Origin of the sequence: Mesorhizobium loti CJ3sym (assembly GCF_000472785.1) — a bacterium.
Taxonomy (GTDB): domain Bacteria; phylum Pseudomonadota; class Alphaproteobacteria; order Rhizobiales; family Rhizobiaceae; genus Mesorhizobium; species Mesorhizobium loti_E.
Window position 1 is genome coordinate 25,492 of sequence record NZ_AXAL01000030.1, and the last position, 20,589, is coordinate 46,080.

Sequence of the window (20,589 nt, forward strand, 5' to 3'; positions counted from 1 at the left end):
GCTCACTCCGATTGGCCGAAAAGCCGCATTTCAAGATGCGGTTCTCCAATCTTGGCGGATGCGAGCCTATCGTGCACTTTAATCAGCCGTTTGAGCAGGCGGTTGTAGGTGAGGTGGACGACCCTGCCGTCGGCCAGGTCAAACTCGACGCTTGCCCATCGCTTGATCGGAGCTCGTCCTGTCGGCGGCCCCAGCCTTCGTATCTGGACACCGAGCCTCACGTTGCAATCGGCCATCCGGAGATAAATCCCGGGCACCGTTCCCAAGACGCGCCACAGCCGCGCGACATGCTCCATCGGCATCGAGGACAGGACCATCATATGGGCGGGTTCGAGCTCAGCCCAGATGAAGTCACCCTCCGGCTGCGGCATGCCCGACAGGGTGCCTCGGCAATAGGCCGGCACCGCGCCGCTCACAAGCATCCGGAAAGCGGTTGCGGTGCTGTGCGCCAGGCTCTGCTTCGACGCCCAATCCGCTTCGGAAAACGCCACCTGCGCGAGAATGTCACCCTCGTCGTAACCTACCGACATCCTGTGCAGCGTCACCCCGCCATAAACCGCATGCTGGCCATCAACGACCAGCCGATGCAAGGGGTGCGGACCACGGTAGTTGGGCAGCAACGCCGGATGAAGATTGAGCCCGCCCATGCGAAAGCCGGCAAGCGCATCCTGTGGGACCAACCTCGGAAAGGCATAGGAGATCAGCACATCGGCTTCGATGCCGGACAATTGGCGCCGAAGCACGTCCCAATCATATGGCTTGCCAAATTCGATCAGCCTGGTCGGAATGTTGCCCAGATATCGTTTGAGCAAAAGCCTGCGCTGCAGCCTTCGTCTGATATTGCCGACACTGAAACCCTTTGGCCGGCGTCGGAAGCCAGGCACGACAATAGCGCCTATTCGGTTGCCAGACTGTACCCATCCGGCCAGCAGCGGAGCCGTATATCTATCGATGTTCAGCAAGAAAACGGCCGTAACCGGTCCGTTCTGGCTGACATCACCGTCTGCGTGGACACTGATACCGGTCGACGCAGGGGGAGGCTGCTCCATCCTATCGAGCCCTTCGCCATCGTTGCGCTACGCACAGGAATAGCAGTGCAGCGGTTGCCTCCAGCTGGCAACCGGAAAAGCTTTTCCGTGTCTTCGTGGGCATTCGCCACCGGATACTCCGGCCCGTGGACCCTCTCCTGGCGACTTGACAAGATTAGACGACGCAAGGAATCTCAGTCATCGAGGAAAGCGGGAGTATGCCATGAAGAGAACCTGCGAAAAGCCTGTGCTGGTCAAGAGAGAGCGGCTATCGGCTGTCGTTGCCTTGGGGTCACCTCCGTCCAAGTCGCCGCCTTGATGCGATATCGGCCTGGTGTGATACCGAAAGCCCGCTGGTTCCGTCCGGCGGGCTTTTGTTTGCGGAGCCGAACATCGGTGCCGTGGCGGGAGTGACGGTCGCGATGTGAAATTCCCGCCATTCCTTTGCCACAGTGGGGAACGAAACCGGCATTGGCAGATTTAGCCCCTGATTCCTAAACGGAGGACAGGATGGACAGCCTGACGATACAGGACGCTTTCGAGCCCTATTATGCCGGCCGCAATCGCGTTGCCGCATCCAGGGACAAGCGGCTGACTGCCAGGACCGACGCCAACCTGACTAGGCGGGCCACAAGCGCCCTGTCGACCGCCTTGCCGACGAACGCCAAGCTTTCCGACAACGAACCCGACAGCACGACGGAGCACTGACCGGACGATGCCCAATCGCTTCGATATCTTCATCACCCGTCTTGAAACAAAAACCGCCAGGGAAGGCGTGCCGCCACATGCGATGAACGACCAGCACAGCGTTCGCCGCGAAAAGGCCGATGCCAAACCGGCTCGAAACGGAACGGCACATGCCGAGAAGGATCGCGGCAAGCGCCGTTTCAAGCACGACGCCTGACCCTTCGACGGACTGAGACCGTTCTGCCTTCGTCATCGTGGCGGAGCAGGAACGAAGGTTACCCCAGATACCGTGAAACGCGCGCCTTCAGAAGGCTAATCAATTCCAGGTCCATGAAGTCGTACTCGTCCGGTATGTCGAGACAAATGACGCGCGCCTTTTCCAAGCTCGCCTTGAATTTCTTCTGCAGCTTGGTGCGATGCGCCTTTTCCATGACGAAGATGATGTCGGCCCACGCCACCAGCTGATGGGTCAGCGGCGTATCCGCATCATGATTTGTCCCCGCCGACGCGACTTCGATATCCTGGCGCTTGGAGAACACCTGCTCGGCGGTCGGGCTGCGCAAGCGGTTCTGGCTGCAGACGAAGAGGATTTTCTTCATGAGGTTAGCGCGCCAAATCCGCGACCACGGCGTCGAGCACGATCATGCCGGCCGGCGTGGCGCGCAGCCTTGCGTTGCCGATCGGCGCCACCAGCCCCTCGCCCTGCAGCATCGACAGCCGCGCGCTCGACAGGCCGCGGCCGGAAAACGCCTCGTAGCGCTGGAGGTCAATGCCCTCGGCGAGTCTGAGCCCCATCAGCAGGAATTCGTCGGCCTCTTCCGAGCGCGTCAGGATCTCGCCGCCGGTGATGCCATGGCCCTTGGCCTCGACGAGGTTGGCCCAGGTTTCCGGCATCCGCTCGGCGATCGTCACCGTGCGGCGGCCATTCTCTACGAAGCGGCCATGCGCGCCGGGGCCGACGCCGACATATTCGCCATAGCGCCAATAGGTCAGATTGTGGCGACTTTCAGCACCCGGCCGGGCATGGTTGGAAATCTCATAAGCCGGCAAACCATGTGCCGTTGTGATCTGCTGCGTCAGTGCATAGAGGTCGGCGGCGTGGTCGTTGTCAGGGATGATGAACTTTTTTGCCGAGTGCAGCGCGTGGAACGGCGTGCCTTCCTCGATGGTCAGTTGGTAGAGCGACAGATGATCGGCAGCGTGCCCGATCGCCTGTTCGAGCTCGGAAGCCCAGGCTTCCGGCGTCTGGCCAGGTCGGGCGTAGATCAGGTCGAAGGACAGCCGCGGAAAGATCTCGCGTGCCAGCCCGATCGCGTGCAGCGCTTCCTCGACATTGTGCAGGCGGCCAAGGAAGCGCAAATCCTTGTCATTCAACGCCTGCACGCCAAGCGAGACGCGGTTGACGCCTGCTGCTCTATAACCACGAAACCGTTCGGCCTCGACCGAGGACGGGTTGGCCTCCAGCGTCACCTCGATGCCGTCAGGCACCGTCCAGTTCTTGGCCACCGCGTCCAGGACCCTGGCCACGGTTTCCGGCTTCATCAGCGATGGCGTGCCGCCGCCGAGGAAAACGCTGGTCACCTCGCGCGGGCCGGTGCGCTGGCGCATCGTCGCCAGTTCGGCCTCGAAGGCGGCGGCAAAGCGCTCCTGGTCGACCGGCTGGTGGCGGACATGGCTGTTGAAGTCGCAATACGGGCATTTGGCCGCGCAGAACGGCCAATGGATATAGACGCCGAAGCCGGGGCTGCGATCCAGCGGCATGGTGATGCCGGATCCAGTCATGCCTCGCCCAATCTCGGCAAATTCAACCGCGCTTGGGCGAATTTCTGGAAGGCGCGGGCGCGGTGCGACAGGGCGGTCGCCTGGCCGGGCTTCCAGCCGTGTTTCTCCTCGGCACTCATCTCGCCGAATGTTTTCTCGAAGCCATCGGGCAAAAACACCGGATCGTAGCCGAAACCGAGCTCGCCGCGCGGCGGCCAGACCAGCGTACCTTCGGCCTCGCCGCGATAATATTCTGCCTCGCCGTCGGGGAAAGCGAGGCAGATGACGGCGACAAAGCGGCCCCTGCGCTGTTCGGCCGAGGCGGCGCCGACTTCCTGCAGCGCCACTTCGGTGCGCTGCATGGCCATGGCGAAATCTCTGCTGCCGTCCGGGGTTTCGGCCCAGTTGGCGGCGTAGACGCCGGGCGCCCCGTCGAGAGCGTCGACGCAGAGGCCCGAATCATCCGACAGCGCCGGCAGGCCGGTTGCCTTCGCGGCGGCCAGCGCCTTGATGTAGGCATTCTCCTCGAAGGTGGTGCCGGTTTCGTCCGGCTCGGGCAGGCCATAGTCCTTGGCCGACTTCGCCTCGAAGCCGAACGGCCCCATCAAATCGGCGAATTCGCGCAGCTTGCCGGCATTGTGGCTGGCGACGACGATCTTCTTGCCATCTAGAGAATGCATCAAAGGCCCCAGATCCTTGGCTCGGCGAATTCGATCGAATTGCCCGAGGGGTCGCGTATATAGATCGAACAGCCGCCCTGCGGCCATTCGAATTCGCTTTCGATGGCGATTCTTTTCGCCTCCAGATGCGCTTTCCAGCCGGCGAGCTCTTCAGCGGTTGCCGCAAAGCAGAGATGGCCTTCACCGACCGTGCCATGCGGCGGCACCGGCAGCCGGGCGTCCGGCGCAGGAGGTATTTTGGTCGCCTCGGCGTTGAAGATGAGCAGAACGCCGGGGCCACAGCGAAAGAAGAGATGGCGTCCATCGACCTTGCCGAGGAGGGTAAGGCCGAGGATGTCGACATAAAATTCTTCCGCCGCCGTCAGATCGGTGACGTACAGGGCCGATTCCAGGATGGCGGAGGGTTTCACCAGAAAACCAATGGCCTAAGCCACCGCCATCTGCTGCAAACTCACCAGCCTCTGGATGCCTTTCTTGGCAAGGCCCATCAGTTCCCCGAACTGCCCTTCCGAAAAAGGCTCGCCCTCGGCGGTGCCCTGGATCTCGACGATGCCGCCCTTGCCGGTCATGACGAAATTGGCGTCGGTGCCGGCCGAGGAATCCTCGAGATAGTCGAGGTCGATGACCGGCTGGCCGTCATGAATGCCGCAGGAAATCGCCGCGACATGGTCTTTCAACACCTTGGCGACACTGGCCATCTGGCGGGCTTCCATCCAGCGCAGGCAATCATACAGCGCCACCCAGCCGCCGGTGATCGACGCGGTGCGGGTGCCGCCATCGGCCTGGATGACGTCGCAGTCGACGGTGATCTGCTGTTCGCCCAGCGCCTGCAGATCGACCACGGCGCGCAGCGAGCGACCGATGAGGCGCTGGATCTCCAGCGTGCGGCCGCCCTGCTTGCCGGCGGAGGCCTCGCGGCGCATGCGCTCGCCGGTCGAGCGCGGCAGCATGCCATATTCGGCCGTCACCCAGCCCTTGCCGGAATTGCGCATCCAGCCCGGCACCTTCTCCTCGAGGCTGGCGGTGCACAGGACATGCGTGTCGCCGAACTTCACCAGGCACGAACCTTCGGCATGTTTGGAGACGCTGCGCTCGAAGGAGATGGCGCGCATTTCGTCGAATTGGCGTTTGGAGGGGCGCATTCAGGCTCTTTCCCGTAATTTTTTTGAATCGTGGCCGGCTTGTAGCCCCACCAAGCCCATGGCGCAAAGGAAAATGGCCGGGCGATCCGACACAGACACCGGGTGATCTGACACAGACACCGGGTTGCGCCGGCCGGGCTGAAGTCTATATCCTTGGGGCGGAGGTTTTTGGCCGTATGACCAAGGCAGTCGATCCCAGTTCGCAGTCGCCAGCTCTGCAATCGCTCGACATGCGTTCCCGCGACATCTTCCGGCGCATCGTCGATTCCTATCTCAGGGATGGCGAACCCGTGGGCTCACGCAGTCTGTCGCGCATCCTGCCGTCCTCGCTGTCGCCGGCCACCATCCGCAACGTGATGAGCGACCTAGAGCATCTCGGCCTGATCTACGCGCCGCACATCTCGGCCGGCCGGCTGCCGACGCAGGCCGGGTTGCGCTTCTTCGTCGACGCCTTCATGGAACTTGGCGACCTCTCCGACGAGGAACGCCGCACCATCGAGGCGCAGGTGCGGGCCTCCGGCTCGGGTGCGACGCTGGAGCATATGCTGACCGAGGCCAGCCAGATGCTGTCTGGCATGTCGCGCGGCGCCGGCCTCGTGCTGGCCGCCAAGAACGAGGTGGCGCTGAAGCATATCGAATTCATCCAGCTGGAACCGACCAAGGCACTGGCCGTGCTGGTGTCGCAGAATGGCGACGTCGAGAACCGCGTCGTCGAACTGCCGGCCGGCATCACCGTCTCGCAGCTGCATGAGGCTTCGAACTTCCTCAACGCCCATATCAGGGGCCGCACGCTGGCCGAGGCGCGCATCGAGATCGCCCGCATCAAGGAGGAGACCAGGGCTGCCCTCGACACGCTGTCGCAGGACCTGGTCGAAAAGGGGCTGGCGGTGTGGGCGGGCGCCGACAGCGGCCTGCCGGCACGGCTCATCGTGCGCGGGCGCGCCAATCTGCTGGAAAACGTCACCGCCCAGGCCGATATCGAACTGCTGCGGCATTTGTTCGAGGACATGGAGACGCAGGACGGGCTGATCCAGCTGCTTGATCTGGCCGAAGAGGGATCAGGCGTGCGCATCTTCATCGGCTCGGAAAACAAGCTGTTTTCGCTGTCGGGCTCGTCGCTGGTGGTCGCGCCCTATCGCGACAAGGATGCCCGTGTCGTCGGCGCGCTCGGCGTCATCGGTCCCACCCGGCTGAATTACGCGCGCATCGTGCCGATGGTCGATTACACGGCGCAACTGATTTCCCGCATGCTTCGTTGAGTTGATCTAACCGAGGAGACGACGATGGCATTGGAAGAACTCAAGGCCCGGATCAGCCTGCTGCTGGAGGAAATGGTCAACCAGCCCGAAGACGTGCGCGAGGTGCAGGAGCAACTGCGCGAGAAACTGCGCGAAATGCGCGCCATGGGCCTGCCGTTGCCGGCCGATCTCGTCGAACTGGAAAGCCGCCTCGACAGCGATCTCGACGCCACGGAGGCCTGAGCGGCAACTACTAGTTAGACGTGTAGCGCGGAACAACCGGCGATGCCGGTCGTTGCTCTGGCCACAGCCATATTTCGTTGCTGGACACGCTTGGAGGAATTCCATGATCCGAATTGCCTCGGTAACGGTCATCCCCATCAGCATCTTGATCGCCAGCTGTGCCTTCGCGGCCGACCAGCCGGTGCTGAAGGGTCTGGCCGCCTTCGGCGACTGGCGCGCCGACAAGCCCGGCGTGCGCCGGCTGATCAAGCCGGAAGACCTGCCGAAGCCCTATGTCACCAAATCCGCTTCGAACAGCGCCGGTCTTGCCGACATGCCGGCGGACGCCAAGCCGCAATTGCCGCCTGGCTTCTCGGCCGAGTTGATCGCGTCGGGCATCGACAATCCGCGCGTCGTGCGCGTGGCACCCAATGGCGACCTGTTCGTCGCCGACAGCGAAGCCAACCAGATCCGCGTCTATCGCCTGGCAAACGGCAGCGCGAAACCCGTTGAGAACGGCATCTTTGCCGGCAATCTCAACCAGCCCTATGGCATTGCCTTCTATCCCCAGGGCGACGACCCGCAATGGGTCTATGTCGCCAACAGCGACAGCATCGTGCGCTTTGCCTACCGCAAGGGCGACCTGAAGGCATCAGGCGAGCCGCAAACGATCGTCGACAACATTCCCTCGAACCATCATTGGACGCGCGACATCGTCTTCTCGCCGGATGGCAAGACGCTCTATCTGTCGGTCGGCTCGGGCTCGAACGTCGCCGAGGATATGGGCAAGGCGCCGGATGGCGGCCTCGACGCGTGGGTCAAGTCGAAGCCGCTGGGTGCGACATGGGGCTCCGAGGACGGCCGCGCCGATGTGCTGGCCTTCGATCCGGACGGCAAGAATGGCCGCATCGTCGCCACCGGCCTGCGCAATTGTTCGGGCATGACCGTCCAGCCGGCGACCGGCGCGCTGTGGTGCGTCGTCAACGAGCGCGACGCGCTCGGCGACAATGTGCCGTCCGAATACGCCACGTCGGTCAGGCAAGGCGCTTTCTACGGTTGGCCCTGGTATTATATCGGCGACAATGAGGATCCGCGCCACAAGGGCGAGCGCCCGGATCTCGCCGGCAAGGCAACCATTCCCGACGTGCTGATGCAGGCGCATTCGGCGCCGCTCAACATCGCCTTCTACGACGGCAAGGATTTTCCGGCCAACACGGGTTTTCCCAAGGAATACAAGGGCGATGCCTTTGTCGCCCTGCACGGTTCGTGGAACCGCGGCAACAGGACCGGCTACAAGGTGGTACGTTTGCTGTTCAAGGAAGGCAAGCCGACTGGTGAATACGAGGACTTCATGACCGGCTTCGTCGTCTCCAATGGCGAGGTGTGGGGCCGACCGGTGGGCGTGGCGGTGGCCAATGATGGCGCGCTGATCCTGACCGAGGACGGCAACGGCACCATCTGGCGGGTGACTTATAATGGCGGGCGGTCCTGAGTCGTTCCTAAGGAGTCTTGTCTCGGACGGCGCAGACCCCCTCACCCGGATTGCCGAAACCGAATTGCAGGGCAATTCGGGGCAATCCGACCTCTCCCCGGTGGGGAGAGGAGCCGTTCAGCGCTGACGCCTTCTCTCTTCTCCCCCACGGGGAGAAGGTGGCCGCGAAGCGGCCGGATGAGGGGGCCTCGTAAGGCGAGGCCCCCAATGTCTGGTGCAATAAGATTCCGGCCTTAGGAAATTCAACCGTGGCTCGACCCATGCGATAAAGCGGTCCCATCCGAGACCCCTATCCATGACCCTCACCGGCTTCCTCGCCTACAGTGCCGCCCTCGGCATCGCCGCCGCCATTCCCGGCCCCGGCGTCACCGCGCTGGTCGCGCGGGCGCTCGGCTCCGGCTTCCGCTCGTCGCTGGCCATGTCCTTCGGCCTCATGCTGGGCGATCTCACCTATCTGACCGCCGTGGTGCTTGGCCTTGCCTTCGTCGCGCAGACCTTCGGCATGGTTTTCCTGGCCATCAAATGGGCAGGGGTCGCCTATCTCGCCTTCCTCGGCTGGCGCTTCTGGACCGCCGGCATCACGCCCGAAACCATCGAAGCCTGGAAGGGCAAGGCTGGATTTGTTTCGAGTTTCGTCGCAGGCCTCACCGTCACGCTTGGCAATCCGAAGACGATGATCTTCTATCTCGCCATCACGCCGACCATCGTCGACCTGAAGACGATCACGCTGGCCGACTACGGTATTCTCGTCGCGCTGACGCTGGTCGTGCTGTTCATCGTGCTGGTGCCTTATTTGGCGCTGGCCGCCAAGGCGCGCTGGTTCCTGAAATCGCCGCGCGCGCTGAAGGTGCTGAACCGCACCGCGGCCGGCCTCATGCTTGGCGCAGCGGCAGCGATCGCCGCCCGCCAATAGGGTCCTTTCGGCCAAAATATTCCAGATATCGACCTTCCCGGAAAACCCTTTTCCGGGGCGATGACGTTTTAGACACAGGCCCCACTCGGATATTTCCCGTCGTCGGTCTATCTTGCACGATCGAAGGCCCTATCTTGCCGCCACTTGCCTGAAATCCTGGGAGCGAAACCAATGAACAAGCCCGTCACCTCCGCCCGCGTCCCTGGCCGCGGCCGCATCTACAATTCCATCACCGACACGATCGGCGACACGCCGCTGGTCCGGCTCGACAAGTTCGCCAAGGAGAAGGGGATCGTCGCCAAGCTCGTGGCCAAGCTCGAATTCTTCAATCCGATCGCCTCGGTCAAGGACCGCATCGGCGTGGCGATGATCGAGGCGCTGGAGGCGGCCGGCAAGATTTCGCCCGGCAAGACGACACTGGTCGAGCCGACCTCGGGCAATACCGGCATCGCGCTCGCCTTCGCCGCCGCCGCCAAGGGCTACAAGCTGATCCTGACCATGCCGGAAACGATGTCGGTCGAGCGCCGCAAGATGCTGGCGCTGCTCGGCGCCGAACTGGTGCTGACCGAAGGCCCGAAAGGCATGAAGGGCGCCATCGCCAAGGCCGACGAGCTGGCCGCGACGATCCCCAACGCCATCATCCCGCAGCAATTCGAAAACCCCGCCAATCCGGAAATCCACCGTACGACGACGGCCGAGGAAATCTGGAACGACACGCAGGGTGAGGTCGACATCCTTGTCGCCGGCATCGGCACCGGCGGCACCATCACCGGCGTCGGACAGGTGCTGAAGAAGCGCAAGCCCTCGGTGCAGATCATCGCCGTCGAGCCGGAAGCCTCGCCGGTGCTGTCGGGCGGCCAGCCCGGCCCGCACAAGATCCAGGGCATCGGCGCCGGCTTTGCGCCAAAGATCCTCGACACCACGATCTATGACGAGATCGTCAAAGTCTCGAACGAGGATTCGGTCGCCAATGCGCGTCTCGTCGCCCGCCTCGAAGGCGTGCCGGTCGGCATCTCGTCAGGTGCCGCGCTACAAGCGGCGATCGTCGTCGGCTCGCGGCCGGAGAACAAGGGCAAGACCCTGGTGGTGATCGTCCCCTCCTTCGCCGAGCGTTATCTGTCGACGATCCTGTTTGAAGGGCTCGGCGCGTAGCTCGGCGCTGCTGCTGGCCCTTTGAAAAACCGCCGGTGGCGCCCGCCACCGGCTTGAGCAGCGCATCGCTTCCGGTTCATATCCCTGTCGGCCCGCTCTGTTCGGGCCGGGGGAGAATTTCATGTACAAGCTCTACACCCGTCCGGGCAGCGGCGGCTTCGTCGTCGAAGCGGCGCTGGCGCTGGCGAACGCACCATTCGAGCAGATCGACGTGCCGAAATCCGACCGGCCCGATCCGGCCTTCCTCGACATCAGCCCGCTGAACCAGGTGCCGGTGCTGACCTTGCCGGACGGAAGCTCGATGACCGAATCGGCGGCGATCTGCATCCTGCTTGCCGAGCGCCATCCCGATGCCGGCCTGGCGCCGGCGGTCGACGCGCCGGCCCGTGCCGAGTTCCTGCGCTGGATGGCCTTCATGTCGTCGGTGCTCTACCCGGCGGTGCTGCGGCTGTATTACGCCCATCGCTACACCGCCGACGCCGACGGCACCAAAGCCGTCCAACAGGCGGCAATCGCCGAGATGGACCGTGGCTTCGCCGTTCTCGATACCGCCCTGCAAGGCCGTGACTGGCTGGTGGGCGAGGCAATGTCCCTGGCCGACATCTATCTCGTCATGCTGGTGGCCTGGCATCCCGACATCGATCGCGCACGCCCGGCATGGCCTGATATCGAACGTCTATGGGCCCGGTTGCGCGACCATCCCCTGATGAAGACCCTCAACACGTCGCACGAGATGTGGCCCGGCTGAGCAGGCGAGGCTCAATTTCGCAGCATTGCCCTTTTGCCCTGCAGGAACCGGCGCACCACCGGATCGCGCTCGAGGCCGATCGCGCGGTCATAGGCATCGCTTGCCTGTGGCACCTGGCCCAGCCTGGCCAGGAGACCGGCCCGCGCCGCCCAATAGGGCTGATACTCGTTGAGCCGCTTGTCGTCGCCCAGCACATAAAGCGCCGCCAGCCCCGCCACGGCGCCCTCAGTCTCGGCGAGCGCCACCGCGCGGTTGATCGCCACCACCGGCGATCCGGCGATCGAAAACAGCGCGTCGTAGAGTTCGCGGATCGCAACCCAGTCGGTACGGCCGGTCAGCCGGCGCGCTGCATGGGCCGACTGTACGGCCGCCTCGAGCTGGTAGCGGCCGATGGCGCCGCACGCCGCGGCGTGGGACAGAAGCGCCTCTGCCTCATCGATAAGGGCGCGATCCCACAGCGCGCAATCCTGCTCCGCCAGCGGCACGAAGTCGCCATCGGCGCTGCGCCGGGCGGTGCGGCGCGCCTCGGCAAACAGCATCAGCGCCAGCAGGCCAAGCGCTTCCGGCTCTTGCGGCATCAGCGTGGCCACCAGGCGGCCAAGCCAGATGCCTTCGGTGGCGAGGTTGCGCGCCCTAGTCTCCGTGCCGGCCGGATCCGACCAGCCTTCGGCGAAGGCGGCATAGATCGCCTCCAGCACGGCATCCAGCCGTTCGCCGAGTTCGGCCCGCTCCGGCACGCGGAACGGAATGCCGGTTTCGCGGATACGGGTCTTGGCGCGCACCAGGCGCTGGCCCATCGTTGCCGGTGAGACCAGGAAGGCGGAGGCGATCGTGGCGGCATCGAAGCCCAGCACGGCCTGCAGGATCAGCGGCGCCCGCACACCAGGTTCGATCGCCGGATGCGCGCAGGCAAACATCAGCCGCAACCGTTCGTCGGGCAGGTCTTCGTCGGTCATGCGCGCCTCCATCTCTTCGGCGATCAGCTTGAGATGATCACGGGCCGCCTCCCGGGTGAGCCGCCGGCGAACCGAATCCACACGGCGCCGCCGCGCCACTGCAAACAACCAGGCTTCCGGCTTTTCAGGCACGCCGGTTCGCGGCCAGCGTTCGAGCGCCGCGGCAAAGGCATCGGCCAGCGCATCCTCGGCGGCGACCACGTCACGCGTGCGCGCCGCGAGCCAGGCGACCAGCTTGCCATAACTCTGCCGGGCGGCGGCCTCGGCGGCCGCCCGGGCGATCTCCGGGCGACTGTCCATTACGTCGTCATTTCTGGGGCATGTAGTCGGCCAATTCCCAGATCGGGCGCAGCTCGACAGTGCCGGTGCTGGCCGCCGGACAGCGCGCCGCCCATTCGATGGCGGTGTCGATGTCAGCCGCCTCGATCATGTAGAAGCCGGCAAGCTGCTCCTTGGTGTCGGCATAGGGGCCGTCGATCACATGGGTCTTACCGTCGGCGATCCGCACCGAGGTGGTCGCCTGGGTCGGGCGCAGTCGCTCGCCAGCCAGCCATACGCCGGATTTCTTCAACGCTTCGGTATAGGCGGTATAGGCCGCGCTCATCTGCTGGAGCTGGTCGACCGGCGTTTTCGCCAGCGCGGCTTCGTCGCCATTGATCAAAAGTATGTATCGCATGGGTGTTCTCCCGTGGTTTGGAAGGCCGCGTCCTTGCGGGGCCAGACGTATGTCGCGCGGCAGTGGCCGATTTCGACAGGCCGCGAAAAAATCTTTCAACCTTGATCGGGCATGGTGCAAGCCATCACCGCATGCACATCGACCGTCCGCAAAGAGCCTAAACGGCCACGACTCGATCCAGCCCGCCAAATGCCGGGACCAAACATCTAGCCAAGGAGCCGTCCTCTCAGCGCGGCCGATGGAATGTCGCAACTGTCTTTCCGGCCGAACAAAGCATAGCGATTTTTGGCGATGCGATTGTACAGCCAGTTGCGGAGCGGGCGTGGCAGCAGCAACAGCACCTTGGCCGCGCGCCATGGCCAGCCGAGTTCCGACATGACGGCGACAAAGCTGTCGAGGTGGGTGAAGCCGGTACCGTCGATGAGGACGAGATTGGTTTGGTAGGAGTCCGTGCGCAGTCCATGCTTCCTGAACAGCGCCTCGCCGAGGGGCGATTGCGCGGTGGCGAAGCGGAAGCGGCCTTGGCGGTCGAGCCTGACCACCATGCGCGCGAAGCCGGAGCAGAGCACGCAGACGCCGTCGAAGACAATCAGCGGATGGTTTGCATCGAAGGGTTCAGAGGGACGGTTTGGCTCGGTCACGCGGGCCTCGGCTGCTCATGTCCTGGGACACTAAGCCAGCCGGAGGCGGGATCAAAGACGTGGCGATGTCGCACGCCGCCTGTCGGCGAGCGCGGGGCGCTCGGAACGGTAGGCGGTGGCGCGGGTCTCGGTGCCCGGCCTGCAGATACGGCTGTTGTGGCGGTTCTCGAACGTCATGGTCAGTGCGCACCCAGCGAGGTGCCGCGACGGGCGCAAGCCGGACCCGGGCCGCGCATGTAATAACGCTCCGGCCGATAGGTCGGCGCGATGAATTCGCGGATGGCGGCGGCATAGCCGATGAGGTGCGTAAGGAAGTTCATTTACCCTGTCCCTGTCCCGATTTTCGGATGTCCCTTCCGATTGCGGGCATCATAGCGTCGAGGCGTGAATAGTCGGTGAACACGATGTTAATATCTGGTCGAAAAGGCCGTGGTTCGTGGCCGGAATGCGGCTGATTCGGGGTCTTTCCGTGCAGTTCGTCGGCATTGCGCCCAATGTGACTTTTGCATCACATATGTTTCGTTTGAATGTCGCCTGCGCGCGGTTGTGTTTCAATTTTTGCCTCGCCCGTAAAATTTCCATTCTGGCCGCCGCGACGCGGGAACTTACCTTTGCGTCCCCAACGTCGTGCGATCACGGAACTGGAACGGGGCCTGTCCGTTCTCACCTTCATCTTATGGCCGAAGGGAAATTGCCATGGCGCCGCGTCCTGCCTGGAAGGGCTATCTGAAGCTGTCGCTGGTCACCTGTGCCGTCGAACTGACCAATGTCGTCACCCATACCGAAAAGGTCTCGTTCAGGGTGCTGAACCGCAAGACCGGCAACACGGTCAAGCGCATCTATGTCGATGCCGAGACCGGCAAGCCGCTAGGCGATGGCGACGAGATAAAGGGCTATGAACTCGACGACGGCGATTTCGTCCATATCGATGAAGACGAGATCGAGGCAGTGCAGATCGAATCCTCGCACACGATGAGCCTTGACGGTTTCATCGACAAAGCCTCGATCCAGCAGATCTATCTCGATACGCCCTACTACGTCGCGCCGGCCGACAAGGTGTCGGAGGAGGCTTTCGCCGTCATCCGCGATGCCATGGCCGGCAAGAAGATGGCCGGGCTGGCGCGTATCGTGCTCTACAACCGGGAACGTCCGGTGGTCATCGAGCCGCTCGGCAAGGGCATGGTGCTGACGACGCTGCGCTACGACAACACGGTGCGCCAGCCGGACAGCGTGTTCGGCGAGATCAAAGCGGTGAAGACCGACCAGGAGATGACGGATCTCGCCGAACTGATCATCGACAAGAAGAAAGCGAAATTCGACCCCTCGAAATTCGACGACAAATATGAGGACGCCCTGCTCGAACTGATCCGCGCCAAGAAGGCCGGTCACAAGGTACCGGCGGCCAAGGCGGCGCCGAAGCCCTCCAATGTCGTCAATTTGTTCGACGCGCTGAAGAAGAGCCTGTCGTCGGATTCAGGCTCACCGAAAACGTCGGCCGCGAAAGCCAAGCCGGCAGCCAAACGCGGCAAGTCGAAAGCGGCTGCACCCAAGCGCAAATCGGCTTGAGGACACCACGCCATGGCAAGCCTCGAGCCGTATCACGCCAAGCGCGATTTCAAGAAGACGTCGGAGCCGGCCGGCAAGGTTGTCCGCGGCACGAAAGCCGGCGGCATCTTCGTCATCCAGAAACATGCCGCGACAAGGCTGCACTACGATTTTCGCCTCGAGCATGACGGCGTGCTGTGGAGCTGGGCGGTGACGCGCGGCCCCAGCCTCGATCCGCACGAAAAACGGCTCGCCGTGCATGTCGAGGACCATCCGATCGACTATGCCGCCTTCGAGGGCACGATCCCCAAGGGCGAATATGGCGGCGGTTCAGTGATCGTCTGGGACGAGGGCACATGGATGCCCGAAATTGACCCGGCCAAGGCGATGAAGAAGGGCCATATCAGCTTCGAGCTCAAGGGCCAGAAGCTGCATGGGCTGTGGCACCTGGTGCGGCTGAAGCCGAGGGCGGGCGAGAAACGCGACAACTGGCTGCTGATCAAGTCGGACGATGCCGCCGCACGCCCCGGCGGCGACATTCTGAAGGAGGCGCCGGAATCGGTGAAGTCCGGCCTGACGATCGAGGAGGTCGGCGAGGGCAAGGCGGCCAAGGGCGAGAAGCCAAAGGTCTGGCATTCCAACAAGCCGGCTGCCGCCAAGGCGAAGGATACGAGCCGCAAACTCGGCTTCATCGAACCGCAACTTGCGACGCTGGAGCGGGATGCACCCGGCGGCAAGGATTGGCTGCACGAGGTGAAATTCGATGGCTATCGCATGCAGGCGCAGATCGCCGGCACGGATGTGCGGCTCCTGACCCGCACCGGCCTCGACTGGACGGAGAAATTCGGCGGCGAAATCGCGGCCGAACTGGCAGGGCTGAAATGCAGCGACGCCATCATCGATGGCGAGATCGTCGTGCTGGCCGATAGCGGTGTTTCTTCCTTCGCGTTGCTGCAGCAGGATCTGTCGGCGAAGCGGACTAACCGCTTCATCTACTACGTCTTTGATATCATGCGCCTCGACGGCAAGGATTTGCGCACCGAGCCCCTGGTCGAGCGCAAGCAGACCTTGCAGGAGCTGCTCGGCAAGCAGCCGGACAATCCAGCGGTGCGTTTCTCCGACCACTTTTCCGAACCCGGCAAGATCATGCTGGAACATGCCTGCCGCATGGGGCTGGAAGGCGTCGTCTCCAAACGTGCCGACGCGCCCTATCGCAGCGGGCGCGGCCCGACATGGGTGAAGTCGAAATGCACGGCACGCCAGGAATTCGTCATCGGCGGCTATCTGCTGTCGGACAAGACCGGGCGCGGGCTGCGCTCGCTGCTGGTCGGCTTTCATGAAGACGGCAAACTGCACTACGCCGGCCGCGTCGGCACCGGCTTCTCCACCAAGGGTGCGAATGAGCTGAAGAAGAAGCTAGATGCGCTGAAGGCGCAGGATTCGCCTTTCGACGCGGCCGTGCCGAGGGGCAAGGGACTGGTTTGGGTCAAGCCGGAGCTTGTCGGCGAAGTGGAGTTTCGCAGCTGGACCTCCGACCGTATAATACGCCATGCCTCGTTCCAGGGATTGCGCGAGGACAAGCCGGCGGAGGACGTTGTGCAGGAAAAGCCGAAGGCAGCGACAAGCAAGGCCAAGCCGGCGTCAGGCGGCACCGGCAAATCCGCCGGTGCGATGACGACGGTCAAACTCTCCCACCCCGACAAGCTGCTGTGGCCCGAGGAGAAAATCTCCAAGCAGGGCCTGCTCGACCATTACGAGCAGGTTTGGCCGCGCATGGAGCAGTTCGTCGTCAACCGGCCGCTCAGCCTGGTGCGGGCGCCGGACGGCGTCGGCGGACCGCGCTTTTTCCAGAAACACGCCTCGGCCGGCATGAGCGACAAGATCGCGCGCATGAAGGATCCGACAGATGGCGAGGAGATCCTGTTCATCCGGGATTTCGACGGCGTTGCGGCACTAGTCCAGTACGGCGTGGTCGAGATCCACATCTGGGGCTGCACGATCGACAAGCTGGAGCAGCCGGACCAGATCATCTTCGATCTCGATCCCGACGAAGGCGTCGAGGTGAAAGCAGTGCGCGAGGCGGCGCTCGACATCAGGAGCAAGCTCGACGAACTGTCGCTGCCGAACTTCGTCAAGACATCGGGCGGCAAAGGCTATCATGTGCTGGTGCCGCTTAAGCCGTCGGCGGATTGGGAGGCGGTGAAAACCTTCACCCATGATTTCGCCAAGGCGCTCGAACAAGGTGCCCCTGACCGCTACACGGCGACGCTGTCGAAGAAGGCGCGCACCGGAAAAATCTTCGTCGACTATCTGCGCAATGGCAGGGGCTCGACGACGGTCGCGCCCTATTCGTCTCGCGCCAAGAAGGGCGCGACGGTATCGATGCCGGTTACCTGGGCCGAGATCGAGGCCGGGCTGGCGCCGAATGCTTTTCCAATCGGCGACAAGACGACGCTGGCGAAGTTGGCGGAAGCCGATCCGTGGAAGGGGTTTTTCCACCAGGGGAAGATGTTGAAGCGGGGGTAGTTCACCGCGCCAATTGGCAGCGTTGCGATCCTTCACGCCCCCTCTCTGGGCTGCCGGCCATCTCCCCCTCCAGCGCTTTCGCCAACTATCAACGCTGTAAGGCGAGCGAGACGATGAAGCAGCCAATCTCCCCCTTGAGGGGAGATGCCCGGCAGGGCAGAGAGGGGCGCTGTCCCGCCGACGTCTCCGCAATCCATCAGCCCAAAAACACCCTCTCGAACGCCTGTTTCCCCGGCGGCGAAAACACCACCGCGCGGCTGTCTTTTTCCCGCCTTGCCCATTTCTCCAACAGGATCTTGTCGAGGATGGCGGCGCCCAGCGTGCCGGCGAGGTGCGAACGGCGCACGCTCCAGTCGAGACAGGCGCGGCATACCGGGCGGCGCGGCTTGGCGCCAACATCGATGCCTATGGCCGCGAAATGCGATACCGCCGACGGTCCGAGCCTGATCTCCTTGTCGTCACGCAGCAGGATGTCTTTCTCGACCAGCCGGTCGAGCATCGTCACCGCCTGCTCCCCGGCAAGGTGATCGTAGCAGACGCGGGCGACGCGCATGGCGCCGTCGCGCGGACCCGGCCGCACACGCTTGGGGCCAACGGCTTCCGCGACACCGGTGATGGCCTCGATCATGCCCGCCACCTGGGGTCCGGCGAGGCCGTAGTAGCGATGCCTACCCTGGCTCGCCAGGGTCAGCAGCCCGCCTTCCATCAGCTTCGACAGATGTGAGCTTGCGGTCGGCAGCGAGACTCCGGCTTCCAGCGCCAGTTCGCTTGCCGTCAGCGCCGTGCCGCCCATCAGCGCGTTCAGCATGTTGGCGCGGGCCGGGTCGCCGACCAGGCTGGCGATACGGGCGATGTCAGGTCCTTCACGCATAGTTCGTTCCTCATCGAAGCATTCTTGTCAGATAAGCACTATTCTCCGACCAGATCAAGGAGACGACGATGACCGCACGAACCACCTTCACCCCGTTCCCCGGCCGCCAATCCTTCCCGTTCATTAGCTGGGTCCGCTCGCGACTGCTGGCCCGCTGGTATGACCGTTACCTGCAACGCCGTGACCTCTCGGAGATCGACGACCACCTGCTGCGCGACCTCGGCCTGACACCGGAGGACGTGCGCCGCGAATGCGCAAAGTCCTTCTGGCGGGCATGACCCGCAAGGGAATTGCCTAGCAGATCGGGCGGCACAATGTTTCGACGCCGCTCGAACTATGGACGCGAAATCACACCCTTCAAGGAGACGACCATGACCATCACCTGCTTCATCCGCTATGAGATCGACCCGTTCGGCAAGGCTGCCTTCGAAGAGTATGCCCGCAACTGGGGCCAGGCCATTCCGCGCTGCGGCGCCGATTTGATCGGCTATTATGCGCCGCATGAAGGCTCGGCGACGACAGCCTATGCCGCCTACAACATCGAAAGCCTGGCGGCCTACGAAGCCTATCGGGCCCGGCTTGCCGCCGATCCCGCCGGCAAGGCAAACTATGAGTTCGCCAAGCGTGAACGCTTCATCCTCAAGGAGGACCGCATGTTTCTAAGGCACGTCTCGGGACCACACGCGAAACTGGTGCTGCCGTGATCGCCGTCATCTTCGAGGTGCAGCCCGCGGAGGGCCGGCGCGATGCGTATCTCGGCATCGCCGCCGAGCTGCGGCCGCTGCTCGACGGCATCGACGGGTTCATCTCGATCGAGCGCTTCCAGAGCCTGGCCGACACCAACCGCATCCTGTCGCTGTCATTCTGGCGCGACGAGGAAGCGGTGAAGGCCTGGCGCACCACCGAGGAACACCGGCAAGCGCAGCAAGCCGGTCGCGGCGGTATCTTTGCCGGCTATCGACTGCGCATCGCGCATGTGGTGCGGGATTATGGGCTGACGGAAAGGGATGAGGCGCCGGCGGATAGCCGGGCGGTGAATGGATGACAGCGTGGCGCCAGCCCCCTCATCCGGCCGCTACGCGGCCACCTTCTCCCCGAGGGGAGAAGAGGCTGGCGCTGGCGCTCGTAGTCTCCTCTCCCCTCGGGGAGAGGTCAGCCGAGCGAAGCGGAGGCTGGGTGAGGGGGCTTGGCCCTCAAGCATTCCCGATCAGCACGCCGGCCGCGAACACCAGTGCACCGCCCAGCACCACCTGGAAGGCGGCGCGCAGGAACGGGGTCTGCATGTAGCGGTTCTGGACGAAGGCGATGGCCCATAATTCGAAGAACACCACCACCGCTGCAACACCCGTCGCCGTCCAGAAGCTCGGGATGAGATAGGGCAGCGCGTGGCCGAGGCCGCCCAATGTCGTCATAATGCCGACGGTCAAGCCGCGCTTGATCGGTGAGCCGCGGCCCGACAGTTTGCCATCGTCGGACGCGACTTCGGTGAAGCCCATCGAAATGCCGGCGCCGATCGAGGCGGCGAGACCGACCAGCAGCGTCTGCCAGGTGTCGTGCGTGGCAAAGGCGGCGGCGAAGATCGGCGCCAGCGTCGAGACCGAGCCGTCCATCAATCCGGCGAGACCCGGCTGGACATAAGTGAGGATGAACTGGCGCTGCTCGGCGCTGGCTTCCTCATCCTTGACCGCGCCCGGCACATGCTTCTGCTCCAGCCGCTGCGCCGATGTCTCGTGGCTCTGCTCGGCCGCCGCCAGATCATCAAGAAGCTTCCTGGTCGAGGCATCGGTGGTGCGCTTGGCCGCCTCGACATAGAAGAGATAGGCGCGCCGCTCCATCGCCTCGGCCTGGCGGCGCACATGCTCGATACCGAGCGGCCTCACCAGCCAGTCGGGCTTGCGTTCATAATAACCCTTCACATGTTCACGCCGGATCAGCGGAATGCGCTCGCCGAACCGCTTGCGGAAGAGCTCGATCAGCGCGTCGCGATGGCCGTCCTCTTCCTCGGCCATCTCCTCGAACACTTTTGCCGATTGCGGAAAACTTTCCGCCAGCCCGTCGGCATAGGCGCGGTAGATGCGCCCGTCATCTTCCTCGGATGAAATGGCCAGCGCCAGGATCTCCTGTTCGGAAAGCGTCTCGAAGGGGCGGCGGCCGAAGCCGAAAACACGGGAAAGCATGAGGAAATCACCCTAGTTTAGAATAATTCTAAAGTAGGGATTTGCAGACCTTTGGTCAATTGCGCGCTTGGGTCGCGGTCAAGAATTGTTGAAGCCCAGCGCATTCCGCACCCCTTCATTATCAGTGAAGGTTC

General features: G+C 63.5%; 26 protein-coding genes. 13 read left to right on the forward strand and 13 right to left on the reverse strand.

Translation table 11 applies throughout. The features are described 5' to 3' along the window. Positions 1 to 2: 2 nt before the first annotated feature. A complete protein-coding gene (locus tag A3A9_RS0130830) occupies positions 3 to 1,049 on the reverse strand; it encodes a formyltransferase family protein (RefSeq protein WP_082222297.1) in 1,047 nt (348 codons plus the stop codon). 489 nt (positions 1,050 to 1,538) lie between these two features. Here A3A9_RS0130830 and A3A9_RS0130835 point away from each other — a divergent pair, with 489 nt between their 5' ends. Continuing rightward, entirely contained in the window at positions 1,539 to 1,736 is a 198-nt protein-coding gene (locus A3A9_RS0130835) for a hypothetical protein (RefSeq protein WP_027062073.1), read from the forward strand. 7 nt (positions 1,737 to 1,743) lie between these two features. Beyond that, on the forward strand, positions 1,744 to 1,932 hold the full coding sequence (locus tag A3A9_RS0130840) for a hypothetical protein (protein ID WP_027032167.1): 189 nt from the start codon (positions 1,744 to 1,746) through the stop codon (positions 1,930 to 1,932). Between the two features lie 58 nt (positions 1,933 to 1,990). On the opposite strand, the gene A3A9_RS0130845 is transcribed toward A3A9_RS0130840, so the two are convergent. The 5 genes from A3A9_RS0130845 to rph are packed head-to-tail and all read right to left on the reverse strand — an operon-like array spanning position 1,991 to position 5,298. Then, a complete protein-coding gene (locus tag A3A9_RS0130845) occupies positions 1,991 to 2,314 on the reverse strand; it encodes a low molecular weight protein tyrosine phosphatase family protein (RefSeq protein WP_027062074.1) in 324 nt (107 codons plus the stop codon). A 4-nt stretch (positions 2,315 to 2,318) separates the two neighbouring features. Continuing rightward, positions 2,319 to 3,497: a radical SAM family heme chaperone HemW gene (gene hemW, locus A3A9_RS0130850; protein ID WP_027062075.1), complete on the reverse strand. Its 1,179-nt coding sequence runs from the start codon at positions 3,495 to 3,497 to the stop codon at positions 2,319 to 2,321. Continuing rightward, the gene (rdgB, locus tag A3A9_RS0130855) at positions 3,494 to 4,156 is read right to left on the reverse strand and encodes an RdgB/HAM1 family non-canonical purine NTP pyrophosphatase (RefSeq protein WP_027062076.1); all 663 of its coding nucleotides are present in this window, start codon (positions 4,154 to 4,156) and stop codon (positions 3,494 to 3,496) included. The genes hemW and rdgB overlap by 4 nt, the downstream gene beginning before the upstream one ends. Then, positions 4,156 to 4,566, reverse strand: a complete 411-nt coding sequence (locus tag A3A9_RS0130860; protein ID WP_027062077.1) for a VOC family protein — start codon at positions 4,564 to 4,566, stop codon at positions 4,156 to 4,158. The genes rdgB and A3A9_RS0130860 overlap by 1 nt, the downstream gene beginning before the upstream one ends. Positions 4,567 to 4,581: 15 nt before the next feature. Continuing rightward, positions 4,582 to 5,298, reverse strand: coding sequence for a ribonuclease PH (rph, locus tag A3A9_RS0130865; RefSeq protein WP_027062078.1), 717 nt, complete (start codon positions 5,296 to 5,298; stop codon positions 4,582 to 4,584). A gap of 176 nt (positions 5,299 to 5,474) precedes the next feature. Between rph and hrcA the strand changes: the two genes are divergently transcribed. The 6 genes from hrcA to A3A9_RS0130895 all read left to right on the forward strand — a co-directional run bounded on the left by hrcA (position 5,475) and on the right by A3A9_RS0130895 (position 11,063). After that, positions 5,475 to 6,557 (forward strand): heat-inducible transcriptional repressor HrcA, encoded by a 1,083-nt coding sequence (gene hrcA / locus A3A9_RS0130870; RefSeq protein WP_027032161.1) that lies wholly within the window; start codon positions 5,475 to 5,477, stop codon positions 6,555 to 6,557. A 24-nt stretch (positions 6,558 to 6,581) separates the two neighbouring features. Then, complete coding sequence (locus A3A9_RS0130875) at positions 6,582 to 6,779, forward strand: hypothetical protein (protein ID WP_027062079.1); 198 nt, start codon at positions 6,582 to 6,584, stop codon at positions 6,777 to 6,779. A gap of 103 nt (positions 6,780 to 6,882) precedes the next feature. After that, positions 6,883 to 8,250, forward strand: coding sequence for a PQQ-dependent sugar dehydrogenase (locus tag A3A9_RS0130880; RefSeq protein WP_027062080.1), 1,368 nt, complete (start codon positions 6,883 to 6,885; stop codon positions 8,248 to 8,250). Positions 8,251 to 8,545: 295 nt separating this feature from the next. Beyond that, positions 8,546 to 9,163, forward strand: coding sequence for a LysE family translocator (locus A3A9_RS0130885; RefSeq protein WP_027062081.1), 618 nt, complete (start codon positions 8,546 to 8,548; stop codon positions 9,161 to 9,163). Positions 9,164 to 9,334: 171 nt separating this feature from the next. Continuing rightward, the gene (gene cysK, locus A3A9_RS0130890) at positions 9,335 to 10,315 is read left to right on the forward strand and encodes a cysteine synthase A (RefSeq protein ID WP_027062082.1); all 981 of its coding nucleotides are present in this window, start codon (positions 9,335 to 9,337) and stop codon (positions 10,313 to 10,315) included. A 121-nt stretch (positions 10,316 to 10,436) separates the two neighbouring features. Continuing rightward, positions 10,437 to 11,063, forward strand: coding sequence for a glutathione S-transferase family protein (locus A3A9_RS0130895; RefSeq protein WP_027062083.1), 627 nt, complete (start codon positions 10,437 to 10,439; stop codon positions 11,061 to 11,063). A gap of 11 nt (positions 11,064 to 11,074) precedes the next feature. Here the strand turns inward: A3A9_RS0130895 and A3A9_RS0130900 are convergent, their stop codons facing one another. The 5 genes from A3A9_RS0130900 to A3A9_RS45390 form a co-directional block, all read right to left on the reverse strand. After that, on the reverse strand, positions 11,075 to 12,319 hold the full coding sequence (locus A3A9_RS0130900) for an RNA polymerase sigma factor (RefSeq protein ID WP_027062084.1): 1,245 nt from the start codon (positions 12,317 to 12,319) through the stop codon (positions 11,075 to 11,077). Between the two features lie 7 nt (positions 12,320 to 12,326). Further along, positions 12,327 to 12,695 carry a YciI family protein gene (locus A3A9_RS0130905; protein WP_027062085.1) on the reverse strand — a complete coding sequence of 123 codons (369 nt, stop codon included), beginning with the start codon at positions 12,693 to 12,695 and terminating at the stop codon, positions 12,327 to 12,329. Between the two features lie 206 nt (positions 12,696 to 12,901). Then, positions 12,902 to 13,336 carry a thiol-disulfide oxidoreductase DCC family protein gene (locus A3A9_RS0130910; RefSeq protein ID WP_027062086.1) on the reverse strand — a complete coding sequence of 145 codons (435 nt, stop codon included), beginning with the start codon at positions 13,334 to 13,336 and terminating at the stop codon, positions 12,902 to 12,904. Between the two features lie 51 nt (positions 13,337 to 13,387). Then, positions 13,388 to 13,513 carry a hypothetical protein gene (locus A3A9_RS46350; RefSeq protein ID WP_275451217.1) on the reverse strand — a complete coding sequence of 42 codons (126 nt, stop codon included), beginning with the start codon at positions 13,511 to 13,513 and terminating at the stop codon, positions 13,388 to 13,390. 2 nt (positions 13,514 to 13,515) lie between these two features. Continuing rightward, on the reverse strand, positions 13,516 to 13,656 hold the full coding sequence (locus A3A9_RS45390) for a hypothetical protein (protein ID WP_080680878.1): 141 nt from the start codon (positions 13,654 to 13,656) through the stop codon (positions 13,516 to 13,518). 376 nt (positions 13,657 to 14,032) lie between these two features. Between A3A9_RS45390 and A3A9_RS0130920 the strand changes: the two genes are divergently transcribed. Continuing rightward, entirely contained in the window at positions 14,033 to 14,902 is an 870-nt protein-coding gene (locus A3A9_RS0130920) for a Ku protein (RefSeq protein ID WP_027062087.1), read from the forward strand. Positions 14,903 to 14,914: 12 nt separating this feature from the next. After that, on the forward strand, positions 14,915 to 17,407 hold the full coding sequence (gene ligD, locus A3A9_RS0130925; RefSeq protein WP_027062088.1) for a DNA ligase D: 2,493 nt from the start codon (positions 14,915 to 14,917) through the stop codon (positions 17,405 to 17,407). Between the two features lie 196 nt (positions 17,408 to 17,603). On the opposite strand, the gene A3A9_RS0130930 is transcribed toward ligD, so the two are convergent. Continuing rightward, entirely contained in the window at positions 17,604 to 18,278 is a 675-nt protein-coding gene (locus A3A9_RS0130930) for an ArsR/SmtB family transcription factor (protein WP_027062089.1), read from the reverse strand. A 68-nt stretch (positions 18,279 to 18,346) separates the two neighbouring features. Between A3A9_RS0130930 and A3A9_RS0130935 the strand changes: the two genes are divergently transcribed. From A3A9_RS0130935 to A3A9_RS0130945, 3 genes are all read left to right on the forward strand, one after another. Next, complete coding sequence (locus A3A9_RS0130935) at positions 18,347 to 18,556, forward strand: DUF1127 domain-containing protein (protein WP_027062090.1); 210 nt, start codon at positions 18,347 to 18,349, stop codon at positions 18,554 to 18,556. 93 nt (positions 18,557 to 18,649) lie between these two features. Beyond that, positions 18,650 to 18,982 (forward strand): NIPSNAP family protein, encoded by a 333-nt coding sequence (locus A3A9_RS0130940; protein ID WP_027032146.1) that lies wholly within the window; start codon positions 18,650 to 18,652, stop codon positions 18,980 to 18,982. Then, positions 18,979 to 19,323: an antibiotic biosynthesis monooxygenase family protein gene (locus A3A9_RS0130945; RefSeq protein WP_027062091.1), complete on the forward strand. Its 345-nt coding sequence runs from the start codon at positions 18,979 to 18,981 to the stop codon at positions 19,321 to 19,323. Before A3A9_RS0130940 ends, A3A9_RS0130945 begins: the two co-directional genes overlap by 4 nt. A gap of 148 nt (positions 19,324 to 19,471) precedes the next feature. Here A3A9_RS0130945 and mbfA read toward each other — a convergent pair whose 3' ends face one another. After that, positions 19,472 to 20,455 (reverse strand): iron exporter MbfA, encoded by a 984-nt coding sequence (gene mbfA, locus A3A9_RS0130950; protein ID WP_027062092.1) that lies wholly within the window; start codon positions 20,453 to 20,455, stop codon positions 19,472 to 19,474. Positions 20,456 to 20,589: the final 134 nt, after the last annotated feature.

Coding starts and splice junctions, on each gene's coding strand:
- ligD (WP_027062088.1), top strand. CDS start 14,915: ATGGCAAGCCTCGAGCCGTATCACGCCAAGCGCGATTTCAAGAAGACG.
- A3A9_RS45390 (WP_080680878.1), bottom strand. CDS start 13,656: ATGAACTTCCTTACGCACCTCATCGGCTATGCCGCCGCCATCCGCGAA.
- hemW (WP_027062075.1), bottom strand. CDS start 3,497: ATGACTGGATCCGGCATCACCATGCCGCTGGATCGCAGCCCCGGCTTC.
- mbfA (WP_027062092.1), bottom strand. CDS start 20,455: ATGCTTTCCCGTGTTTTCGGCTTCGGCCGCCGCCCCTTCGAGACGCTT.
- hrcA (WP_027032161.1), top strand. CDS start 5,475: ATGACCAAGGCAGTCGATCCCAGTTCGCAGTCGCCAGCTCTGCAATCG.
- A3A9_RS0130920 (WP_027062087.1), top strand. CDS start 14,033: ATGGCGCCGCGTCCTGCCTGGAAGGGCTATCTGAAGCTGTCGCTGGTC.
- A3A9_RS46350 (WP_275451217.1), bottom strand. CDS start 13,513: ATGACGTTCGAGAACCGCCACAACAGCCGTATCTGCAGGCCGGGCACC.
- A3A9_RS0130875 (WP_027062079.1), top strand. CDS start 6,582: ATGGCATTGGAAGAACTCAAGGCCCGGATCAGCCTGCTGCTGGAGGAA.
- A3A9_RS0130885 (WP_027062081.1), top strand. CDS start 8,546: ATGACCCTCACCGGCTTCCTCGCCTACAGTGCCGCCCTCGGCATCGCC.
- A3A9_RS0130940 (WP_027032146.1), top strand. CDS start 18,650: ATGACCATCACCTGCTTCATCCGCTATGAGATCGACCCGTTCGGCAAG.
- A3A9_RS0130930 (WP_027062089.1), bottom strand. CDS start 18,278: ATGCGTGAAGGACCTGACATCGCCCGTATCGCCAGCCTGGTCGGCGAC.
- A3A9_RS0130900 (WP_027062084.1), bottom strand. CDS start 12,319: ATGGACAGTCGCCCGGAGATCGCCCGGGCGGCCGCCGAGGCCGCCGCC.
- A3A9_RS0130895 (WP_027062083.1), top strand. CDS start 10,437: ATGTACAAGCTCTACACCCGTCCGGGCAGCGGCGGCTTCGTCGTCGAA.
- cysK (WP_027062082.1), top strand. CDS start 9,335: ATGAACAAGCCCGTCACCTCCGCCCGCGTCCCTGGCCGCGGCCGCATC.
- rph (WP_027062078.1), bottom strand. CDS start 5,298: ATGCGCCCCTCCAAACGCCAATTCGACGAAATGCGCGCCATCTCCTTC.
- A3A9_RS0130840 (WP_027032167.1), top strand. CDS start 1,744: ATGCCCAATCGCTTCGATATCTTCATCACCCGTCTTGAAACAAAAACC.
- rdgB (WP_027062076.1), bottom strand. CDS start 4,156: ATGCATTCTCTAGATGGCAAGAAGATCGTCGTCGCCAGCCACAATGCC.
- A3A9_RS0130830 (WP_082222297.1), bottom strand. CDS start 1,049: ATGGAGCAGCCTCCCCCTGCGTCGACCGGTATCAGTGTCCACGCAGAC.
- A3A9_RS0130880 (WP_027062080.1), top strand. CDS start 6,883: ATGATCCGAATTGCCTCGGTAACGGTCATCCCCATCAGCATCTTGATC.
- A3A9_RS0130905 (WP_027062085.1), bottom strand. CDS start 12,695: ATGCGATACATACTTTTGATCAATGGCGACGAAGCCGCGCTGGCGAAA.
- A3A9_RS0130835 (WP_027062073.1), top strand. CDS start 1,539: ATGGACAGCCTGACGATACAGGACGCTTTCGAGCCCTATTATGCCGGC.
- A3A9_RS0130935 (WP_027062090.1), top strand. CDS start 18,347: ATGACCGCACGAACCACCTTCACCCCGTTCCCCGGCCGCCAATCCTTC.
- A3A9_RS0130845 (WP_027062074.1), bottom strand. CDS start 2,314: ATGAAGAAAATCCTCTTCGTCTGCAGCCAGAACCGCTTGCGCAGCCCG.